Source organism: Actinacidiphila epipremni, assembly GCF_012034175.1.
GTDB classification, from domain to species: Bacteria; Actinomycetota; Actinomycetes; order Streptomycetales; family Streptomycetaceae; genus Actinacidiphila; species Actinacidiphila epipremni.
Map to the genome: position 1 here is coordinate 1 of NZ_JAATEJ010000006.1, position 19,675 is coordinate 19,675.

The window sequence follows — 19,675 nt, forward strand, 5'->3', positions numbered from 1 at the left end:
CGCCCGGCCCGCCGGGTACGCGGAAGGGCCGCCGCCCCGTGGTGACGAGGCGGCGGCCCCGGTTGTCGCGACCGTTCAGGCGTCCGGGCCGGAGCCCGGCGCTTTACGGGTACGAGGTCACCGTCGACGGCACCGTGCTGGTGCCCGAGGTGCCCGGACCGGTGTTGTTGATGACGTGGGCGTATTGGCCCATGCCACCGAGCGACACCACCAACAGGTCGTGGAACTTCACGCCCGCCGTGGTCGGGGCCTCGAAACCGTGGTCCTGGATGATCGTCGGGTCCGCGGTGAAGTTGCAGTAGCTGCCCAGTCCCCAGCCCTCGTGGGTGGTGACGTTGTCGTCGACCTTGTAGGCGGCGTACCCGCGGATACTGCCGTTCTGGATCGCGGCCTGGTTCGGCGGGTCGTAGGCGATCTCGTTCTGGAAGAAGATCGTCTTGCCGTTCTGGCCGTGCCACTCGACGTCGTACTTCTCGAAGTGCTCCACGAACAGACCGGTGGCCAGCACGTTGTTGCCGTTCACCTTCAGGCCGATGTTGGACGGGTTGGTCGTCCAGCCCACGCCCGCGCCGTGGTCGGCGCGCCACAGCCACGTGTGGTCGATGATCACGTCGTTGCTGTTGATCTCGAACGCGGTGTCCGCCTTGCCGGGGCCCGCGCCGCCGATCCGGGCGAAGACGTCCTGGATCGTGGTCGGGTTCGCGGCGTGGCTCGCGGACGAGCCGGGGGCGCCCACCTGGAGCAGCTGCGCGGAGTTGCCGGTACCGGCGTCGATCAGGAAGCCGGCCAGCCGCACGCCGTCGACGTCGGCGACCTTCACCGCGTCCACGCCGTTGTCCGGCACGACCGTGGCGTAACCCAGGCCCAGCACCACGGTGTTGGCGCGGGTCACGTTGATCGGCTGGTCCACGTGGTAGATGCCCGGCGTGAGCAGCAGGTTCAGGCCCTGGGCGAGCGCGGCGTTGATGTGCGCCGCGGTGTCACCGGGGTGGGCCACGTAGAACTGGCTCAGCGGGAGGGACGTGCCCGGGGTGTTGGGCCACGACACGCCGCTGACGTTCGTGCGCAGGTTCGGCACGAAGACCGAGTAGTTGTTGCCGTCCAGGTACATGTACGGCTTCTCACGCGACTCGGGCGTGGTGTTCAGCGTCGTGTAGACCGGGTTCGGGAAGCCCTGCGCCGGAGCGCCCTGGACACCCGAGAAGACCATGTTCCACACGCCGTTGGTCCAGCCCTGGATGGAGCTGTCGCGGGTGTACCACTGCTGCTGCGAGTACGGGCCGACGGTGCCGTCGATCTTGCTGTCGGCGATGTAGCCGCCCGACGCCCAGCCGTAGCTCGCCGGCGCCAGGTTCAGGCCGCCCTCGACGTGGATACGGCGGAACGGCGCGGCCTGCGCGACGGCCCAGCGGTCGGTGCCGTTGACCGGCTTGACGGCCAGGTTCTCCACCGAGCGCCAGAAGTTCTGCGTCGCGTTGCCGTTGAACCAGCCGGCGTCCACGGTGATGTCGCCGTTGATCTGGACGTCGTCGGGGTTCTTGCCCAGGCCCGAGACCGAGGTGTAGAAGCCGACCTGGTCGTTGAGCCCGTTGTAGGTGCCCGGCTTGAAGAACACCTGGTAGCGGGCGTCACCGAACTGGTTGCTCTCCTGCTGCTGGAAGATCTGGTCCAGCTGCCCCTGGAGGTTCGGGGTGGAGGGGTCGAAGACCTTGACGTTGGGGCCGAGGTCGCCGCCGCCCTGGATCGGGCCGCCCGGGTCGGTCGGCGGGGTGGTCGGCGGAGTGGTGGTGCCGCCGCCCGCGGTGCCGAAGACCTGGAACTCCCACAGCGAGTAGCCGTAGCCGGTGGCCCGGACGGTGCCGTACACCCGCACGTACCGGCCGCTGCCGGAGACGTTCAGGTTCTGCACGCCGCCGGTGCCGGTGGTGGTGGAGTAGATGTCGGTCCAGTTGCTGCCGTCGTTCGACGTCTGGATCTTGAACGCCTTGCCGTACGCGGTCTCCCAGTTCAGGGTGACCGACGTGATGGTGTCGGTGGCGCCGAGGTCGACCTGCAGCCACTGCGGGTCACTGGCCGCCGAGGACCAGCGGGTGCCGGTGTTGCCGTCCACCGCCGCGGACGCCGGGGTGCCGGCGTTCTCGGTCGAGGACGCGGTCGCGGTCTTGCCCTGCGAGAGCAGGGTGCCCGCGCCCGGGCCGGTACCGCCGCCGGTGCTGCCGAAGACCTGGAACTCCCACAGGGAGTAGCCGTACTGCGTGGCACGGGTCGTCCCGTAGACCCGGACATAACGCCCGGAACCGTTTACGGTGAGGTTCTGTATGCCACCGGTCGCGGTCGTCGTGGAGTAGATGTCCGTCCAGTTCGAGCCGTCGGCCGAGGTCTGGATCTTGAACGCCTTGGCGTACGCGGTCTCCCAGTTGAGGGTGACCGAGGTGATGGTGTCGGTGGCGCCGAGGTCGACCTGGAGCCACTGCGGGTCGCTGGCCGCCGAGGACCAGCGGGTGCCGGTGTTGCCGTCGACGGCCGCGGACGCCGGGGTGCCGGCGTTCTCGGTCGACGAGGCGGTGGCGGTCTTGCCCTGCGAGAGCAGGGTGTCGGCCGCGTGGGCGGAGCGCATGGGGACGAAGAGCAGCAGTGAGGCGATCAGCGCCGTGATCACCGCCGCGGCGGTCTTGCGCCGGTTCGACAGCACCGCGGATCTCAGTGCGGTCGGGCCGGTGGGGGGAGCGAGCATGGGCAACTCTCCTGGTTCCACACGTGGGGGGCAGAGGGTGCGCATCAAGACCGGCGGCAACGACGACTACGCCGGTGCGCGCGGTCTTGACGGTGGATCAGGTGCCGTCCCGGTGTGGGTACGTGAGCGCTCCCGCCGGGGAAACCCGGTGGAGATGAGAGCGCTCTCCCGGCACACACGGCGATGTTTCTCCCTGTGTTTCATCCATGTCAAGACTTGTGCACAAAGCCGGGACCGCGAAGAGGTGAAGCCCCAACAAGTCCGGCAAATGGCCCGTAACTTGCGACAGGGCTTGAACTTGACGCGTTGACCAGCGCGTATCGCGCAGGGTGTTCGGCGTCCGGCACGCTCGCCGCCCTTGCCGCACCTCGGTCGGACAAGGCCCGGACGGCGGGGGAGGGGTGAAAAGCCTTCAGATGGTGAACGCGGAAGCGGCGCCTCCCCTTCTGCTGCCTTTGGCCCCGAAAGACCGGCGAACGGCCGGCGAACGGCCGGCGAACGGCCGGCGGAAGTCCGGCCGAATACCGGCGAGCGACGGCGAACGGCCGGGAGCCGTGGGACGGCGGAGAAGGGACGCTCAGGGAACGAGCGGCCCGCGCAGCACCGCGTCCGCCGCCCGCCGGTCGCCCTTCCACACCAGGCCGGGCGCGTCGGCCGGCAGCCGCCCCCACAGCATGAGCAGCAGGTCCTCGGCCCGGCCGCCCACCGCGGCCTGCGGCGCGCCCGGGCCGTACGTCCAGCTGCCGCCGGTGTCGGTCGCCTCGAAGCCCACCGCGTGCCGCGGCGCCGCCGCCCGGCCCACCGCGACCTGGCGCGGCGCGAGGGTGTCCAGCACCTCGGCGACGCCGTCCGCGGCGAGCTCGGGGTCGAAGGCGGTGGGGTCCGCGCCCAGCGCGTGCTGGGCGTCCCAGCGGTGCACCAGCGTCTCCAGGCAGCGGCGGCGCTGCCAGAAGCCCACCGTCCGCGGCGGGTGGAAGGTCCACGCGGGGCCGGCCGGGTCGGCGTCCAGCACGTCCAGCACCGCCGCGCTGCGCTCGTCGAACCAGCGCAGCAGCGCCGCCGGTTCGCGCGGCGGCGCGAGGGAGCGGTGCGCCGGCCGGCGGGCGGTGACCGCGCTCACCGCGGTGCGGTGCCCGGCGCCCAGGTGCCCGGCCAGCTCGTACAGCGTCCAGGAGCCGCAGTGCTCGACCGGCGCGCCCAGGTCCCCGCCCAGCAGGCAGCCGCGGAAGGCGGCGGTCTCGCGGCGCAGCGCGGGCAGGTATCCGGCGGTCTCCATGCCGCGACCCTACGCCCGCCCCGCCGCCCCGCCCGGCGGCGACGCGGCGCCGCCACCCGGCTGCCGCAGGGGGGCGCCGCGGGTCGGGGGCGGCGAGCGCGCGAAGGCCGTCCCGGCGGTGCCGGGACGGCCTTGCGGAAGGAACCGGGGTCAGGGGGTGCCGGTTCCGCTGTTCACCTCGTCGGCCTGGCCGGCCGTGCCGGCCGGATCAGCCGCTCAGGCGGTGTCAGGCCGCCGCGCCGCCCCGGCGGCGGTGCTTGCGGGCGTAGTAGAGCGCGCCGCCGCCGACCAGCAGGACACCGGCGGTGATGCCCAGCGGCAGGACCGGGGAGCTGCCACCGGTTTCCGCGAGGGTCTGGGTGGAGGTGTCGTTGCCCTGGCCGTTGCTGCCGCCGTTGCCGTGGCCGCCGCCGTTCGCACCGCCGTTGCCGTTGCCGCCGTTACCGCCGTTGCCCCCGGTGCCGTTGCCGCCGCCGTTGCCGTTGCCGCCGCCGGTGCTGATCGGCTTGACCGACTTCACCGAGCCGTCGGCGTTGAGCAGCACCTGCTTGTTGTTCGGGTGCGCGAAGTCGAAGGCGCCGTTCAGCGAGTTGGCGCGGGCGTCGAAGGAGGCGTCACCGACCCGGCCGGTGTGCCAGTTGTCCTCGATGAACCGGGTGATCGAGGTCTGCTCGGTGCGGGTGTGGTCGACCGAGTTGACCTTGCTGTAGGGCGAGATCACCAGCAGCGGCTGCCGGGTGCCCGGGCCGCAGCGGTCGGAGTAGCCGCCGGCCGACTTCGGGCCCGCCTGGCAGGCCGGGCTGTCGGTGGCCTTGCCGTTGGAGCCGACCGTGGTGTCCTTCGAGCCGTTCTGCGGCTTGGCGTACGCGTGGTCGTACCAGCCGTCGGAGTCGTCGTAGGAGATGACGACCGCGGTGTCCTTCCACTGCGGCGACTGCTGGAGCTCGTTGATCTCCTTGATCAGGAAGTTCTGCTCGTCCGTCGGGTCGGAGTAGGCGGCGTGGCCGTCCTGGTACTCCGCGGCCTTCAGGAAGCTGACCGCCGGCAGGTTGCCCGCCTTGACCGCGGCGTCGAAGTCGGTCAGGTCGTAGTTGTGGTTGGCCTGGCCGTTGTGGCCGATCTCGGCGGTGTTCTTCGGCGCGAGGTGGTGCGGGTTCGACGTCGACTTGTAGTACTGGAACGGCGAGTGGTGCGGGCTGTAGTCCACCGAGGACGCGCCGCCCACGTTGGTGTGGGTGCTGCCCTGGCAGTTGGCGTAGTCGCCCTGCTTACCGTCCCACGGGGTGGAGGGCCGGAAGCCGCCCTGGAACCAGCCCCACGTCACGCCCTGCTTGTTGAGCAGGTCGCCGACGTTCTTGCCCTGCAGCTTGGCCAGCGCGTTCTTGCTGGTGTGGCTGCTGTCCGAGCAGTCGTCGTAGGCCGGGTCGGGGTCGTTGATGACCGTGCCGACACCCTTGGCGTCCGGCGAGATCACCGTGTACGGGTCGGGCGTCGCGGTCTGCTGCGGGTTCTCGGTGCCCGAGGCCGGGTCGACCGAGACCACGCCGTGCGTCTGGCCGGAGATCAGGTTCAGCGCGCCCGGGGTCGAGGGCCCGTAGGTGGTGCTGTACGAGTTGTCGCCGAGCGAGTAGTGCTGGGCGTAGTTCCACAGCGCCGGCACGGTGTTGCCGTCGTAGTAGTCCATGACCAGGCCCGGCTCGCCGAACAGGCCGCCGGAGCAGGTGCTGGTCTCGGTGTTCTGGACGTACGCGTCGGCCTTGCCGCCGTTGGCCGCGTACTGCTCGGGGCCGTAGTTGTGGTTCTGGTCGCAGGTCACGGCCTGCGACGGGCCCAGCCGCTTGGGCGGGTACTGGTTGGGGTTGTTCTTCAGCAGGCCCGCGTGGCTGAGGGTGTCGATGTCCTTCGGCGTGTTCTTGGCCGCGGTGAACTTCGTGCCGTCGGTGTTGGCGGCCACCGGGTACGTGCCGAAGTAGTGGTCGAACGAGATGTTCTCGTCGAAGATCACGACCAGGTGCTTGATCGGCGTGGCCGTCGAGCCGCCGCCCTTGCCGTGGTCGCTGGAGTCGGCGAACGCGGGCGAGGTACCACCCGCCAGGACGAGCGCCGCGGCTCCCGCGAACGCGGCCCAGCGGGCCGCCGGGCGCATACGTGAACCCGCCCCTCGTCTCCTGCTCGTACGGCCTGTGGTGCTCATGCTTACTCAGCCTCCGCTACGTGGCGCTTTACGCGTGCCGCTGTGGATTCGTGCACGGTGTCGAACGAGATCGTCCGGTCGATCCGCGACATGACAACGGCCCGGTGGTGGCGCCCGGGTGAACAGCGGGTCAGTAAATCCTTGGGGAAACTTGACCACCCCTTTACCCGACCGCTCGGCCCACCCGGGCCGCCTCCCGCGTACGCGGCGCGCCGGCGTCAGGCCAGCAGCGAGCGCCCCAGCCAGTCGGAGCGGTCCCGCACGCCCGGCAGCGCGAAGAAGTAGCCGCCGCCGAAGGGCGAGATGTAGTCCACCAGCGGCTCGCCGGCCAGGCGTTGCTGCACCGCGGCGAACTGCCGCTCCAGGTCCTGCTGGTAGCAGACGAAGATCAGCCCCATGTCGAGGTTGCCGTCGCTGTCCATGCCGCGGTCGTAGTTGTAGCCGCGGCGCAGCAGGCGCGAGTCGTCGGTCTTGGGCGTGCGCGGGTTCGCCAGCCGGATGTGCGCGTCCAGCGGGATGACGTCGCCGGTCGGGTCCTCGGCGAACTTCGGCGTGTCGAACTCCTTGCCGCCGTCCAGCGGCGCGCCGGTGTCGCGGCGGCGGCCGAACATCCGCTCCTGCTCCATGAGGGAGACCCGGTCCCAGAACTCCACCAGCATCCGGATCAGCCGCACCACCTGGTACGAGCCGCCCGCCGTCCAGGCCGGTTCGCCGCCCGCGCCCACCCACACCAGGCGGTCGGCGACCTCGGGGTCGCCGGCGTCGGGGTTGGCGGTGCCGTCCTTGAAGCCCATGTGGTTGCGCGGTGTGCCGCTCGGGCGCGGCGGGCTGTTGAAGCCGTCCATCCGCCAGCGCACCTGCATCCCGCCGCGGGTGGCGCGGGCGATGTCGCGCAGCGCGTGCAGCACGGTGTCGGTGTGCGGGGCGCTCAGCTGGAGGCTGAGGTCGCCGTGGCACCACGCCGGGTCCAGGTCGTCGTCGTCGAAGGCGGGCATCGCCGACAGCCGCAGCGGCTTGCGGGCGGCGAGCCCGAACCGCTCGTCGAACAGCGACGCGCCGGCCCCGACCGTCACCGTCAGCCCGTCGCCGGGCACCTGCGGGCCCAGCGTGCCGCTGTCGGCGAGGGTGTCGGTGATGCCCAGCGGGGTGGGCGTGCCGCCCGCGGTCAGGAAGCGCGCCCGGTCGGTGATCGTGCGCAGCAGCTCGGTCAGCTCGCGCTTGTCGGTGGCGGTGACGTCGAAGGACAGGAAGGCGGTCGAGGGCTGGACGTCCTCGATGATGCCCGCCTGGTGCACCCCGTGGAAGGGGGCCGCCTTCGGCGCGGCGGAGGCGCTGGGGGTGGCCGCGGCGGCCGAGGACCCCGCGAGGGCGGTCGCGCCGCCGGCCACCGCGCCGACCGCGCCCACGCCGATGGCCGCGCTGCGCAGGAAGCCGCGCCGCGCCAGGTCGCCGCCGTGCTGGGTGTCGGTCATGCCGTCCTCCGTACTTCGAAGATCGTCGCCACCGGGGCGAGTCGTTCCAGCAGATCGCCGAAGTCGGCGTTGATCCGCTCGCGTTGGGCCTGCGTGAGCTTGTCCACCGGCGTCCAGGCCGCGCCGTGGTGCTGCGCGGCGAGGTCGGCCTGCGCGCGGTCCAGGGCGGCGTCGAGCGCGGCCACGTCCGGGTAGCGGGGCACCAGCAGTGAACGCAGCTGGACCAGGATCGCCCGGGTACCGTCGATGTTGGCGCTCGCGGTGGCCAGGTTGGTGCCGCTGCCGTAGTCGGTGCGGGCGGTCAGCTCGAACTGCTCGGCGTTCTCGATGATCTCGTGGGCGCGCAGGCCCATCGCCGCCGGATCCATCCGCTGCTGCGACCAGCCGCCCTGCAGCTCGCGCACCGCGGCGTCGAGCGCGGCGGCCGGCGCGCGCAGCGCCGCCGCGGACTGCCCGTGCCACAGGCCGTACTCGATGCGGTGGAAGCCGGTGAAGCCGGGGTCGTCGACCGCGCCCGGCGTACGGGCGGCGGTGCCGTTGATCGCGCCGTCGGCGTCGCCGAAGGTGTCGTAGGCGGCGCCCATCCGCTCGTAGACCAGATGGGCCGTCAGCCAGTCGGTGCGGGCTGCGGCCAGGTCGCCGTGGTCGATGTCCGCCTTCAGCTTCGCGGTGCCGGCCGCGAGGTCGCCGATACGCTGCCCGACCCACTTCTGGTACGCCAGCGTGGGCGGGATGAGGTCGTGCTGGTTGACCGGCGCCGCGGCCGGGCCCTGCGGGACGTCGCCGGCGACCACCACGGTCGGCCCGGTCACCGCGTCGGCGTCGTTCTCCAGGCACTTGAAGGCGTACGAGCCGCTGCCCAGGTCCACCGTCAGCGGGCGCGAGGTGCCCGGCGCGAGGCCGTCGACCTCGCCGTAGATCTTCCCGGTGCGCGGGTCGTCGAGGTAGACCTCGGAGGCGGTGGCGGAGATGTTGTGCAGGTCGAACACCTGCCGGCCGGGCCGCGGCTTTGTCCAGCCGCGCCCGCAGGTTCCGGTGGAGACCTCGATCGCGGTGTGCGGCAGCCCGTCGTCCGGCGTGCCAGCCGCGCTCGCGGCGCCGTGCCGGGACGACCCGCCGGAGCCGGCGACCAGGACGGTCGCGGTGACGGCCGCCGCGACCGCGACGGCGGCGGCGCCCGCCTGCCACCGCCGGCTGAACCGGACCCGCGGGCCGGAGGGGGACGGGGGCGGCTGCGGCGGTTCTATGCCGTCAGGTTCGGCGGACACACCTGACCTCCAGTTTCCGTGCATGTGATCGGGGTGCGGCTCACTCTAAGCACGGCGTGGGGCGGCCATGTGGCTGCCGGCGGCAGGGAATCCACAATTCCGCACCAGTTCACCGACCGGCCACCTAAGGGAAGCCTTACCTCGGTTTTCCGGCCGCTGCCGGGCCCTCCGCGGGGCCGGAAAGGCGTGCCCTCAGGGCATCGCGGTACGCGCGGTGTCGGCCGCGGACTCCGCGAAGGCCCGCACCCGCGCGGTCGCCCGGGACGCCCGCCACACCGGACCCCACTCCAGTGGCGGCGTGTCGTGGAACGGCACGAACGCCACGTCCGGCCGGGCGTGGAACCGCACCGCGTGCGCCCCCACCGGGAACACCCCCAGCCCCGCGCCCACCAGCGTCAGGATCTCCTGGAAGGTCGCCGCGCTGCGCCCCACCGGGATCGGCCGCCCGGCCGGCGTCAGCCGCGGCGAACCCGGCTCGCGCCAGTGGTCGGGCAGCGAGCACGGCGCCCGCAGCAGCTCGGTGCGCGCCAGGTCCTCCACCGACACCGACGTACGGGCCGCGAGCTCGTGCCCGGCCGGCACCGCCAGCATCCGCGGCTCCGACAGCAGCACCGGGCCGTTCGCCAGGTCCGCGCCCGACAGCGGCAGGCAGGCGATCAGCACATCCAGCCGGTCGGCCCGCAGCCGCTCCAGCGCCTCGCCCATCTGCACCTCGTGGATGTCCACCTCGCACTCCGGGTGCCGGGCCGAGAAGCGGTCGGTCGCCCGCACCAGCAGCTGCCCGGCCGCCGCCCCGACGAAGCCCACCCGCAGCCGCCCGCCCACCCCGCGCCCGGCCGCGACCGCCCCGGCGAACGCCGCCTCCACCCGCTCGAACGCCGGCCGCAGCTCCTCGTGCAGCCGCCGCCCGATCGGGGTGAGCGCCACCGTGCGGCTGGTGCGCTCGAACAGCGGCGCGCCCACCCGCCGCTCCAGCTTGCCGATGATCTGGCTGACCCGCGCGGTCGTGATCCGCAGCCGCACCGCGGTCCGCCCGAAGTGCAGCTCCTCGGCCAGCGCCAGGAACGCCTCGATCTCGTACCGCTCCACCGCCGGCCTCCCGTCCACCCGTGCGTCGTAAATCGTACTGACGGTCGCCGAGGGGAACGACGTTGATCATCTTGCCGCCGGGCCCGGCGGTGAAACCCGCCCCCGCCGGGGAAAACGCCGGTGTGCCGGGCCACCGGCCGCGTTAGGCTCGCAGGCATGGCAGCCGCTGCACAGGAGAGCACCACCGGGAGCGTACGGGTCGACAGCTGGATCTGGTGCGTACGCCTGACCAAGACCCGCTCGCTGGCCGCCACCGCCTGCCGGGCGGGCCATGTGCGGGTCAACGGCGAGCGCGCCAAGCCCGCGCAGGCGGTGCGGCCCGGCGACGAGGTGCGGCTGCACCACGCCGGGCGCGAGCGCGTCGTCGTGGTGTCGAAGGTGCTGACCAAGCGGGTCGGCGCCGCCGTCGCCGCCGAGTGCTTCGTCGACAACAGCCCGCCCCCGCCGCCGCGCGAGGACGCCCTCGCCATGGGCGTGCGCGACCGCGGCGCCGGCCGCCCCACCAAGCGCGACCGGCGCGAACTGGAGCGGCTGCACGGCCTGAGCGGCCGGCCCCGGCGCGGCTAAGGCCCGAGGGCCCTCACGCCCCGATGCGCTCCCAGCCGCGCGGCTGCGGTCGCTCCTGGAGCGGCCCGCGGCTGCGGTAGACGAGGTAGGGGCGGAAGAAGTACGGCAGCGGCGCGCTGAACATATGCACCAGGCGCGTGTACGGCACCGCCGCGATCAGCACCATCCCGACGACCGCGTGCACCTGGAAGGCCACCGGCGCGCCCGCCATCAGGTCGGTGCGCGGATCCAGCCGGAACAGGCTGCGCGCCCACACCGCGATGGTGCCGCGGTAGTCGTAGCCGTGCCCGAAGCTCGCGTGCGAGAGCTTGGCGTACATCCCCAGCGCGATCGAGCCGACCAGCAGCACGTACATCGCCTTGTCGTTGCGGGTGGTGGCCAGCAGCACCGGCGCGTTGGTGCGCCGCCGGTAGACCAGCAGCGCGATCCCGGCGATCGCCAGCGCCCCCGCGAGCGTCCCGCCGATCAGCGACAGCAGGTTGTACGCGCGCTCGCGCACCCCGATCGCGTCGGTCCACGACGCCGGCACGAACAGACCCAGCAGATGGCCGGCCAGCACGAACAGGATCCCGTAGTGGAAGACCGGTGAGGCGAGGCGCAGCAGCCGCGACTCGTAGATCTCCGAGGAGCGCGTCGTCCAGCCGAACCGGTCGTAGCGGTGCCGCCAGACCAGGCCGCTGACCAGCAGGGCGAAGGCGACATAGGGCAGCGCGCCCCACAGCAGGATCCTCATCGGCGCAGCTCCGTCTCCCGCGGTCCGCGGGGTCGTTGTCCGGCATCGGGCGCGAGCAGCGGCAGCAGCCGCAGATGCCCGTACGGCGCGAGCCCGACGTCCTCGCGCGGCGGCCCGCCGCGGGCCATGGCCAGCGCCTGCGCCCGGTCCGCGGGCGAGGCGCCCGGCAGCGCCGCGCACACCGCCGCCGGCACCGCCGCGTACGGCGAGCCGCTCTCGGCGAGCGCCAGCCGCAGCAGCTCCAGCGCCGGGCGGTGCGCCCGCAGCAGCGTGTCGTCGCGGGTGCCGGCGCAGAACTCCAGCACCACCGGCAGGAAGTCCGGCAGTTCACCGCCGCGCACCGCGAAGCCGCGCGCCCGGTAGGCGTTTTGGAAGCGCAGCAGCGCCTCGCCGCGCCGCCGGGTGTCGCCGTCGGTCCACCACGTCAGGTGCAGGCAGTGCCGGCTGGCGAAGTCGAAGGTCCGCACGTAATCCGCCTCCAGCGCGCCCGGCTCGCCCTCCGCCAGGTGCGCGGCGAGCGGCAGCAGCAGCGCGCCCGGCCCGTCCGCGCCGCCCTCCCGCAGCGCCGCCCGCACCGTCCCCAGCTCGTCCCGCAGCTCCCGGTCCGGCCAGCCCAGCAGCCGCGCCGCCGCCTGGAGGACCACCGCCGTCCGGTACGGCACCGGTCCCGCGCCGCCGTCCGCCGTTCCCGGCCGCTCCCGCCGCCCGCGCCACGGCCGGCCCACCGCGCTCACCGCTCCGCCCGGTCGTCGCCCGCGGTGTCGGAGCGGTACGGGCCGCTGGTGGGGGACGCCGCCGACACCGCGCCCTCGTCGTCGGCGGTCTGCCGGCGGCGCAGGACGTGGAAGCTCTCCAGGCTCACCAGCGGCAGCCGCCGGCGCCCGGAGTCCTCGCCGAACGGGCCCGCCGCGTGCACGTCGCCGCCCATCCCCGGGCCGCCCTCGGCGTCCAGCGAGCAGCCCTGCACCACCGACTCCTCCAGGCCGTGCGCCTCGCCGATGGCCGCGGTCGGGATGACGTACCGCTCCTCGTACTTCGCGAGCGCCAGCAGCCGGTACATCTCCTCGACCTCGCGCCCGCTCATCCCGACCGCCCGCGCGGCCTGCGACGTCTCGCCGCCGCCGGCGTCACCGAGGTTGACCGCCCGCATGTGGGAGCGCATCGCCGCCAGCTTGTCCAGGCTCGCCCGCACCGGCCCCGGGTCGCCCGCGGTGAACAGCCCCGCCAGGTACTCCACCGGGATCCGCAGCGCGTCGATCGCGCCGAACAGATTCCCGGCGTCCTCACCGTCGAAGCCGGTCTCCGTCAGCGCCTCCACCACCGGCGACAGCGGCGGCACGTACCAGACCATCGGCAGCGTCCTGAACTCCGGGTGCAGCGGCAGCGCCACCCGGTAGCGGCTGATCAGCGCGTGCACCGGCGAGCGGAGCGCCGCCTCGATCCAGTCCCGCGGGATGCCGTCGCGCTCGGCCGCCGCCCGCACCGCCGGGTCCTGCGGGTCCAGGAACACCCCCAACTGCGCCTCGTACAGCCCCTGGTCGTCGGGCACCGAGGCCGCCGCCGCCACCCGCTCCGCGTCGTAGAGCATCACCCCGAGATAGCGCAGCCGCCCCACGCACGTCTCCGAGCACACCGTCGGCAGCCCCACCTCCACCCGCGGATAGCAGAAGGTGCACTTCTCCGCCTTGCCGGTGCGGTGGTTGAAGTAGACCTTCTTGTACGGGCAGGCCGTCACGCACTGCCGCCAGCCGCGGCAGCGGTCCTGGTCGACCAGGACGATGCCGTCCTCCTCGCGCTTGTAGATCGCCCCCGACGGGCAGGAGGCGACGCACGACGGGTTCAGGCAGTGCTCGCAGATCCGCGGCAGGTAGAACATGAAGGTCTCCTCGAAGGTGAAGCGCACCTTCTCGGCGATCTCCCGCGCCCGCGCCCCCGCACCGCCCAGCAGCGGGTCGGCCGCCTTGTGCTCGACGCTGCCGCCGAGGTCGTCGTCCCAGTTGGCGCTCCACTCGATCGCCATCGGCCGGCCCGTGATGAGCGAACGCGGCGCCGCCACCGGGTAGTCGTCACCGAGCGGCGCGTTCACCAGGTTGCGGTAGTCGTACGTCCACGGCTCGTAGTAGTCCTTGATGCCGGGCAGCACCGGGTTGGCGAAGATGCTCGCCATCCGCGCCAGCCGGCTGCCGGCCCGCAGCGTCAGCGCGCCCCGCCGGTTGAGCCGCCAGCCGCCGCGCCACCGCTCCTGGTCCTGCCAGCGCCGCGGATAGCCCTGCCCGGGGCGGGTCTCGACGTTGTTGAACCACACGTACTCCATGCCGGTGCGGTTGGTCCACGTCTGCTTGCAGGTGACCGAGCACGTATGGCAGCCGATGCACTTGTCGAGGTTCATCACCATCGCGACCTGCGCCATCACCCGCATCAGTACGTCACCTCCGTCGTGCGGCGGCGGATCACGGTGACCTCGTCGCGCTGGTTGCCGGTCGGCCCCAGGTAGTTGAAGCCCCACGTCAACTGGGCGTAGCCGCCGATGAGATGGCTGGGCTTGAGGATCAGCCGGGTCAGCGAGTTGTGGACGCCGCCGCGCCGCCCGGTGGCCTGCGCGCGCGGCACGGCCACCGTCCGCTCCTGCGCGTGGTGCATGTAGACCGTGCCGGCCGGCATGCGGTGCGAGACCACCGCGCGCGCCGCGACCACCCCGTTGCGGTTGACCGCCTCGATCCAGTCGTTGTCGCGCACCCCGATCGCCGCCGCGTCCTGCGGCGCCAGCCAGATCACCTGCCCGCCGCGCGACAGCGACAGCATGAACAGGTTGTCCTGGTACTCCGAGTGGATGGACCACTTGTTGTGCGGTGTCAGATAGCGCACGGTGACCTCCCGCTGCCCGTCCGCGCCGAGCGCCGGCTCGCCGAACAGCCGGTGCATGTCCAGCGGCGGCCGGTAGACCGGCAGCGCCTCGCCGACCTCGTGCATCCAGTCGTGGTCGACGAAGAACTGCTGCCGCCCGGTCAGGGTGTGCCACGGCTTGAGCTGCTCGACGTTCTGCGTGAACGGGCTGTAGCGGCGCCCGCCGGACTCGCTGCCCGACCACTCCGCCGAGGTGATCACCGGCTCCGGCGCCCGCTGCGTGTCGGCGTACGTGATGCGCCGCGACTCGCTGTCGGCCGCCAGATGCGCCAACTCCCGCCCGGTGCGCGCCTCCAGCGTGCGCAGCCCCTGCACCGCGAGCCGCCCGTTGGTCGTGCCCGACAGCGCCAGGATCGCGTTCGCCGCCTTCACCGCGGTGTCCAGCAGCGGGCGCCCCCTGGCCGGCCCGTCCGCCGCCGAGCCGTTGAGCATCCGCAGGCTCTCCACCTCCGCGTCCGGCCGCAGCGTCACGCCCTTGGCTGGCAGGCCCAGCCGCTCCACCAGCGGGCCGAGCGCCGCCATCTTCGCGCCCACCGCGGTGTAGTCCCGCTCCACCACCGCCAGGGCCGGCATCGTCACGCCCGGCACCGGCGCGCACTCGCCGCGCCGCCAGTCCGCCGCGACCCCGCCGGGCTGCGCGGTCTCGCCGGGCGTGTCGTGCTGCAGTGCCGTCGCCACCAGGTCGCGCCGGGTGCCCAGGTGCTCCACCGCCAGCTCGCTGAACCGCCGGGCGACGGCCAGGAACGTGTCGAAGTCGGTGCGCGCCTGCCACGGCGGGTCGATCGCCGGCGAGAACGCGTGCACGTACGGGTGCATGTCGGTGCTGGACAGGTCGTGCTTCTCGTACCAGGTCGCCGCCGGCAGCGTCACGTCCGACAGCAGCGTCGAGGACGTCATCCGGAAGTCCAGCGACACCAGCAGGTCCAGCTTCCCCTCCGGCGCCCGCTCGTGCCACACCACGTCCCGCGGACGCACCTCGGGCGGCGCCTGCGCGGCGTTCAGCGAGTGGTGCGTGCCCAGCAGATGCCGGGTGAAATACTCCGCGCCCTTCGCCGACGAGCCCAGCAGGTTCGCCCGCCACAGCGTCAGCACCCGCGGCCAGTTGGCCGGGGCGTCCGGGTCCTCGCAGGCGAACTTCAGCGTGCCCGCCCGCAGTTCGGCGACCGCCGCCGCCACCGGGTCGTCGCCCTCGGCCAGTTCCAGCGGATTGCGGTCGAAGGTCGGGTAGGAGGGCATCCACCCGGCGCGGGCCGCGTACGCCAGGCAGTCCGCGCCGGTCATCCCGTCGAACCGGCCCTCGCCCAGCGGCGAGGCCAGCACATCGGCCCGGAAGTGGTCGTAGCGCCACTGGTCGGTGTGCAGGAACCAGTACGCCGTCCCGATCATCTGCCGCGGCGGCCGTGCCCAGTCCAGCGCCCCCGCGAGCGCGGCCCACCCGGTCTGCGGGCGGCACTTCTCCTGCCCCACGTAATGCGCCCAGCCGCCGCCGTTGCGGCCCTGGCACCCGGTCAGTTGCAGCAGCGCCAGGAAGGCCCGGTAGATCGTCTCGGAGTGGAACCAGTGGTTGGTGCCCGCGCCCATCAGGATCATGCAGCGCCCCCGCGAGCGCTCCGCCGTCCGCGCGAACTCCCGGGCGATCCGCACGCACGCCGCCGCCGGCACCGACGTCAGGCTCTGCTGCCAGCCCGGTGTGCCGGGGCAGTCCGCGTCGTCGTACCCGGCCGGCCACTTGCCGGGCAGGCCGCCGCGGCCCACGCCGTACTGCGCCAGCAGCAGGTCGAAGACGGTGGTGACCAGCTGCCCGCCCGGCAGCCGCACCGCCGGGACACCGCGCCGCACCACCTCGCCGCGACCCTGGCCGTGCGGCCCGCCCTCGGTGTCGAAGCGCGGCAGCAGCACCTGCGCCGGGTGCGCGCCCGGCACGTCCAGCAGCGTCAAAGCCGGGCTGATCGCGCCCAGGTCCAGATTCCACCGCCCCTTGCCCGACTCGGCCCACCGGAAACCCACCGAGCCGCCGGGCACGGCCGGCCCGCCGCTCGCCTCGTCCCACACCGCGGTCTTCCACTGCGCCGCTTCCTGCGCGGCGTGCGCGCCGCCCAGGTCCGCCGCGCGCAGGAACTTCGCCGGCACATAGGCGCCGTCGCGCTCGGCGAGCGTCACCAGGAACGGCAGATCGGTGTAGCGGCGCACGTAGTCGGTGAAGAACGGCACCTGCCGCTCGACGAAGAACTCCCGCAGCACCACGTGCCCCATGCCGATCGCCAGCGCCGCGTCCGTCCCCGGATGCGGGTGCAGCCACTCGTCGGCGAACTTGGTGTTGTCGGCGTAGTCGGGGGAGACCACCACGACCTTCTGTCCCCGGTAGCGGGCCTCGGCCATCCAGTGCGCGTCCGGGGTGCGGGTCACCGGCACGTTCGAGCCCCACATCACCAGATACGCCGCGTCCCACCAGTCCCCGGACTCCGGGACGTCCGTCTGGTCGCCGAAGACCTGCGGCGAGGCCACCGGCAGGTCGGCGTACCAGTCGTAGAACGACAGCATCGGCGCGCCGATCAGCGACATGAAGCGGGCCCCGGCGGTGTGCGAGACCATCGACATCGCCGGGATCGGCGAGAAGCCCGCGATCCGGTCCGGGCCGTGCTCCTTGATCGTGTGCACATGCGCGGCGGCGACGATCTCCACCGCCTCGTCCCAACTCGCCCGCACCAGCCCGCCCTTGCCGCGCGCCTGCTGGTAGCGGCGGCGCCGCTGCGGGTCCGCCTGGAGGTCCGCCCACGCCAGCACCGGATCGCCGAGCCGCTCCTTCGCCTCGCGGTACAGCTCCAGCAGCACCCCGCGCACATACGGGTAGCGGATCCGGGTGGGGGAGTAGGTGTACCAGGAGAAGGCGGCGCCGCGCGGGCAGCCGCGCGGCTCGTACTCGGGGCGGTCCGGGCCGACGGTCGGGTAGTCGGTGGCCTGCGTCTCCCAGGTGATGATGCCGTCCTTGACGTACACCTTCCAGCGGCACGAGCCGGTGCAGTTGACGCCGTGCGTGGAGTTGACGACCGAGTCGTGGCTCCAGCGGTCCCGGTAGAAGCGGTCGCTGTCCCGGCCGCCCTCGATGTGCTCGCTGTGCAGGTCGGCGGCGGTCTCGCCGCGCCGCAGGAACTTCCCCGCGGCGAGCAGGGCGGCACCGGCCTCCCGGGGTGCGCTGCCGCCGTGCGGGACGGTGTCCTTGGATGTGCCGCGCATGGTGTTCCTTCCCGGGCGACGACTTCGGAAGCTAGCAAAAGGGCGGAACCGGGCGCGGCCCGCGGGCGCCGACATGCCGGGCGTCCACCGTTCGGCGGGGCGCGCGGCGCGCGGCGCCGGGGGTTCGGCGTGCCGGGGGCGGGGGCGTGCTTCGATGCCGGGATGACCACATCCCGGGCCCGTTCCTTCGAGGCGCTGTCCGGCGCGCGTGCCCTCGGATGGCTCGCCACCGTGCCGCCCGGGGCCGGGGCCGCCGTCATGGCCACCGGCATCGTGTCGGTGGGGCTGCACCTGACCGGCCGCGCCGTGCTGTCGGGCATCGCCCTGGGCGTCGCCGCCGCGCTGTGGGTGCTGCTCGCGGTCGCCTTCGCGGTGCGGCTGCTGACCGACCGGGCCGGCTGGGTCGCGGCCTCCGCCAACCCGCCCGCGCTCACCGCGGTCGCCGCGACCTGCGTACTCGGCACCCGGCTGTCGCTGTTCGGCTCGCAGCGCACCGCGCTGGCGCTGCTGGCGCTCAGCGCCCTGGCCTGGCCGTGGCTGCTGCTGTCGGTGCTGCGGCACTTCAGGCGCCCCGAGCCGGGCGCCGCCTTCCTGGTCTGCGTGGCCACCGAAGCCCTCGCCGTGCTCGCCGCGACCCTCGCGCTCGCCGGGCAGGGCGACTGGCTGGCCTGGGCGGCGCTCGTGGTGTGCCTGCTCGGGGTGCTCCTCTACGTCGAGGCGCTGCTGCGCTTCGACTTCCGCCAGGTGCTCACCGGGCACGGCGACCAGTGGATCGCCGCCGGGGCGCTGGCGATCTCCGCGCTGGCCGCCGCCAAGCTCACCGCCTCACCGCTGTGGACCGGCTCGGGGCACGGCGTGCTGCGGGACTTCACGCTCGTCCTGCTGGGGCTCGACATGGCGTGGTACGCGGTGCTGGCCGTCTGCGAGGTGGTCCGCCCCCGGCCGCGCTACGACCTGCGGCGCTGGTCGACGGTCTTCCCGCTGGGCATGAGCGCGGTCGCCTCGCTGACCGCCGCGCAGGCCGCCCGGGTCCGCTGGCTGCACGGGCTCGGCAGTGTGCTGCTGTGGATCGCGGTGGCGGCCTGGCTGTACGTCGCCGCGGGCTTCACCGCGCGGGTGGCGGGCGGGCGGCGGCGTGGGGCGGCGGGGAGCGCCTGAGCTTTGCGGGGGTCCGGCGCGGACCCTCGGGGGCGTCAGTACGACTGGAGCTCCCACAGGGTGCCCTCCGGGTCGCGTACGTGGGCCGTACGCATCGTGGGGCCCCACTCGGGGCGGTCGGCCGGGCCCGCGACGGGGGCGGCGCCGTGGCGCAGGCACAGCTCGTAGCCGGCGGCGACGTCCGGGACGCGGCTGACGAGCATGCCGCGGTCGGCGGCGGGGGTGCTGGTGCCGGTGCTGGTGCCGTGGCTGCTGCCGGTGCCGGTGGGGGTGGCGGGGCTTCCCGTCTCCGGGGCCGGGGCGAGCGCGGCCATGGCGTCCCGGCGGATCAGGGCGAGGACGCCCTGGTCGCCCACGTCCCAGCTCGCGTACGGGCCGTCCGCCGTGCCGCGGGCGAGCCTCGCGCCGACCAGCCCGGGGAGCACGGCGTCGTAGAAGCGGAAGGCTGCGCCGAAGTCGCCGACGAGCAGGCGGGGATGGAGCGCGTCCATCGCGACCTCCGAAATTCATGGGTGCGGACCTATTATTGGTGCGAGCCTACAATATGCCCTATGGCCCCGGACCCGACGCCCGCACCGGCGACCCCGACCTCCACCCCGCCCACGCTCACCGCCCTGACCGCCTATCTGCTGTCCAGGACCGGCAAGGCGGCCCGCGGCCGGCTCGCGGCCCGGCTGGCGGAGGAGGACCTGCGGCTGTGGCACATGGCGGTGCTCGCCGCCCTCGCGGACTTCGGCCCGCACGCCCAGCGCGCGCTCGCCGAGCGGCTGTCCATCGACCCCAGCGACATGGTCAAGGTCCTCGACGACCTCACCGCCGCGGGCCACGTCACCCGCACCCGCGACCCCGCCGACCGCCGCCGGGTGCGGGTCACCGCGACCCCGGCCGGCCGCGCCGCCCTCGCCGCGCAGGTCGGCCGGGCGCAGGAGGTGCAGGCCGAACTGCTGGCCCCGCTGTCGCCGGCCGAACGCGCCACGCTGCACGCGCTGCTGCTGCGCGTCTTCACGCCGCTGACGGCCCGGCAGGGCCCACCCCTCGACTAGCGC

14 protein-coding genes are annotated in these 19,675 nt (G+C 73.4%); 3 read left to right on the forward strand and 11 right to left on the reverse strand.

All coding sequences use genetic code 11. From position 1 onward, the window contains the following. Positions 1 to 103 precede the first annotated feature (103 nt). The 6 genes from HCN08_RS10020 to HCN08_RS10045 form a co-directional block, all read right to left on the reverse strand. A complete protein-coding gene (locus HCN08_RS10020) occupies positions 104 to 2,734 on the reverse strand; it encodes a discoidin domain-containing protein (protein ID WP_407648727.1) in 2,631 nt (876 codons plus the stop codon). A gap of 577 nt (positions 2,735 to 3,311) precedes the next feature. Then, positions 3,312 to 4,010 (reverse strand): maleylpyruvate isomerase family mycothiol-dependent enzyme, encoded by a 699-nt coding sequence (locus HCN08_RS10025; protein WP_167982616.1) that lies wholly within the window; start codon positions 4,008 to 4,010, stop codon positions 3,312 to 3,314. 226 nt (positions 4,011 to 4,236) lie between these two features. Continuing rightward, a complete protein-coding gene (locus HCN08_RS10030) occupies positions 4,237 to 6,156 on the reverse strand; it encodes an alkaline phosphatase family protein (RefSeq protein ID WP_240969984.1) in 1,920 nt (639 codons plus the stop codon). A gap of 266 nt (positions 6,157 to 6,422) precedes the next feature. Beyond that, positions 6,423 to 7,676 (reverse strand): iron uptake transporter deferrochelatase/peroxidase subunit, encoded by a 1,254-nt coding sequence (gene efeB / locus HCN08_RS10035; protein ID WP_167982618.1) that lies wholly within the window; start codon positions 7,674 to 7,676, stop codon positions 6,423 to 6,425. Next, positions 7,673 to 8,944: an EfeM/EfeO family lipoprotein gene (locus tag HCN08_RS10040; RefSeq protein ID WP_322974361.1), complete on the reverse strand. Its 1,272-nt coding sequence runs from the start codon at positions 8,942 to 8,944 to the stop codon at positions 7,673 to 7,675. The genes efeB and HCN08_RS10040 overlap by 4 nt, the downstream gene beginning before the upstream one ends. 192 nt (positions 8,945 to 9,136) lie before the next feature. Continuing rightward, positions 9,137 to 10,051: a LysR family transcriptional regulator gene (locus HCN08_RS10045; RefSeq protein ID WP_322974362.1), complete on the reverse strand. Its 915-nt coding sequence runs from the start codon at positions 10,049 to 10,051 to the stop codon at positions 9,137 to 9,139. A 138-nt stretch (positions 10,052 to 10,189) separates the two neighbouring features. On the opposite strand from HCN08_RS10045, the gene HCN08_RS10050 reads away from it, so the two are divergent. Beyond that, the gene (locus HCN08_RS10050) at positions 10,190 to 10,600 is read left to right on the forward strand and encodes an RNA-binding S4 domain-containing protein (RefSeq protein WP_167982620.1); all 411 of its coding nucleotides are present in this window, start codon (positions 10,190 to 10,192) and stop codon (positions 10,598 to 10,600) included. A gap of 13 nt (positions 10,601 to 10,613) precedes the next feature. Here HCN08_RS10050 and narI read toward each other — a convergent pair whose 3' ends face one another. From narI to HCN08_RS10070, 4 genes are all read right to left on the reverse strand, one after another. Further along, complete coding sequence (gene narI, locus HCN08_RS10055; protein WP_167982621.1) at positions 10,614 to 11,333, reverse strand: respiratory nitrate reductase subunit gamma; 720 nt, start codon at positions 11,331 to 11,333, stop codon at positions 10,614 to 10,616. Beyond that, positions 11,330 to 11,995, reverse strand: a complete 666-nt coding sequence (gene narJ / locus HCN08_RS10060) for a nitrate reductase molybdenum cofactor assembly chaperone (protein ID WP_167982855.1) — start codon at positions 11,993 to 11,995, stop codon at positions 11,330 to 11,332. The genes narI and narJ overlap by 4 nt, the downstream gene beginning before the upstream one ends. Positions 11,996 to 12,063: 68 nt before the next feature. Beyond that, a complete protein-coding gene (gene narH / locus HCN08_RS10065; protein WP_167982622.1) occupies positions 12,064 to 13,752 on the reverse strand; it encodes a nitrate reductase subunit beta in 1,689 nt (562 codons plus the stop codon). Further along, positions 13,752 to 17,471 (reverse strand): nitrate reductase subunit alpha, encoded by a 3,720-nt coding sequence (locus HCN08_RS10070; protein ID WP_167982623.1) that lies wholly within the window; start codon positions 17,469 to 17,471, stop codon positions 13,752 to 13,754. Before HCN08_RS10070 ends, narH begins: the two co-directional genes overlap by 1 nt. A 162-nt stretch (positions 17,472 to 17,633) precedes the next feature. Here HCN08_RS10070 and HCN08_RS10075 point away from each other — a divergent pair, with 162 nt between their 5' ends. Further along, positions 17,634 to 18,629, forward strand: a complete 996-nt coding sequence (locus HCN08_RS10075) for a tellurite resistance/C4-dicarboxylate transporter family protein (protein ID WP_167982624.1) — start codon at positions 17,634 to 17,636, stop codon at positions 18,627 to 18,629. 35 nt (positions 18,630 to 18,664) lie between these two features. On the opposite strand, the gene HCN08_RS10080 is transcribed toward HCN08_RS10075, so the two are convergent. Continuing rightward, positions 18,665 to 19,120 (reverse strand): VOC family protein, encoded by a 456-nt coding sequence (locus tag HCN08_RS10080; protein ID WP_167982625.1) that lies wholly within the window; start codon positions 19,118 to 19,120, stop codon positions 18,665 to 18,667. Between the two features lie 60 nt (positions 19,121 to 19,180). Here HCN08_RS10080 and HCN08_RS10085 point away from each other — a divergent pair, with 60 nt between their 5' ends. Next, positions 19,181 to 19,672, forward strand: a complete 492-nt coding sequence (locus tag HCN08_RS10085) for a MarR family winged helix-turn-helix transcriptional regulator (RefSeq protein ID WP_167982626.1) — start codon at positions 19,181 to 19,183, stop codon at positions 19,670 to 19,672. The last annotated feature ends 3 nt before the right edge of the window (positions 19,673 to 19,675 follow it).

Excerpts from the sequence above, each read along its gene's own strand:
- HCN08_RS10075 (WP_167982624.1), top strand. The coding sequence starts at position 17,634 with ATGACCACATCCCGGGCCCGTTCCTTCGAGGCGCTGTCCGGCGCGCGT.
- efeB (WP_167982618.1), bottom strand. The coding sequence starts at position 7,676 with ATGACCGACACCCAGCACGGCGGCGACCTGGCGCGGCGCGGCTTCCTG.
- HCN08_RS10080 (WP_167982625.1), bottom strand. The coding sequence starts at position 19,120 with ATGGACGCGCTCCATCCCCGCCTGCTCGTCGGCGACTTCGGCGCAGCC.
- HCN08_RS10020 (WP_407648727.1), bottom strand. The coding sequence starts at position 2,734 with ATGCTCGCTCCCCCCACCGGCCCGACCGCACTGAGATCCGCGGTGCTG.
- HCN08_RS10050 (WP_167982620.1), top strand. The coding sequence starts at position 10,190 with ATGGCAGCCGCTGCACAGGAGAGCACCACCGGGAGCGTACGGGTCGAC.
- narH (WP_167982622.1), bottom strand. The coding sequence starts at position 13,752 with ATGCGGGTGATGGCGCAGGTCGCGATGGTGATGAACCTCGACAAGTGC.
- HCN08_RS10025 (WP_167982616.1), bottom strand. The coding sequence starts at position 4,010 with ATGGAGACCGCCGGATACCTGCCCGCGCTGCGCCGCGAGACCGCCGCC.
- narI (WP_167982621.1), bottom strand. The coding sequence starts at position 11,333 with ATGAGGATCCTGCTGTGGGGCGCGCTGCCCTATGTCGCCTTCGCCCTG.
- HCN08_RS10070 (WP_167982623.1), bottom strand. The coding sequence starts at position 17,471 with ATGCGCGGCACATCCAAGGACACCGTCCCGCACGGCGGCAGCGCACCC.
- HCN08_RS10085 (WP_167982626.1), top strand. The coding sequence starts at position 19,181 with ATGGCCCCGGACCCGACGCCCGCACCGGCGACCCCGACCTCCACCCCG.
- HCN08_RS10030 (WP_240969984.1), bottom strand. The coding sequence starts at position 6,156 with ATGCGCCCGGCGGCCCGCTGGGCCGCGTTCGCGGGAGCCGCGGCGCTC.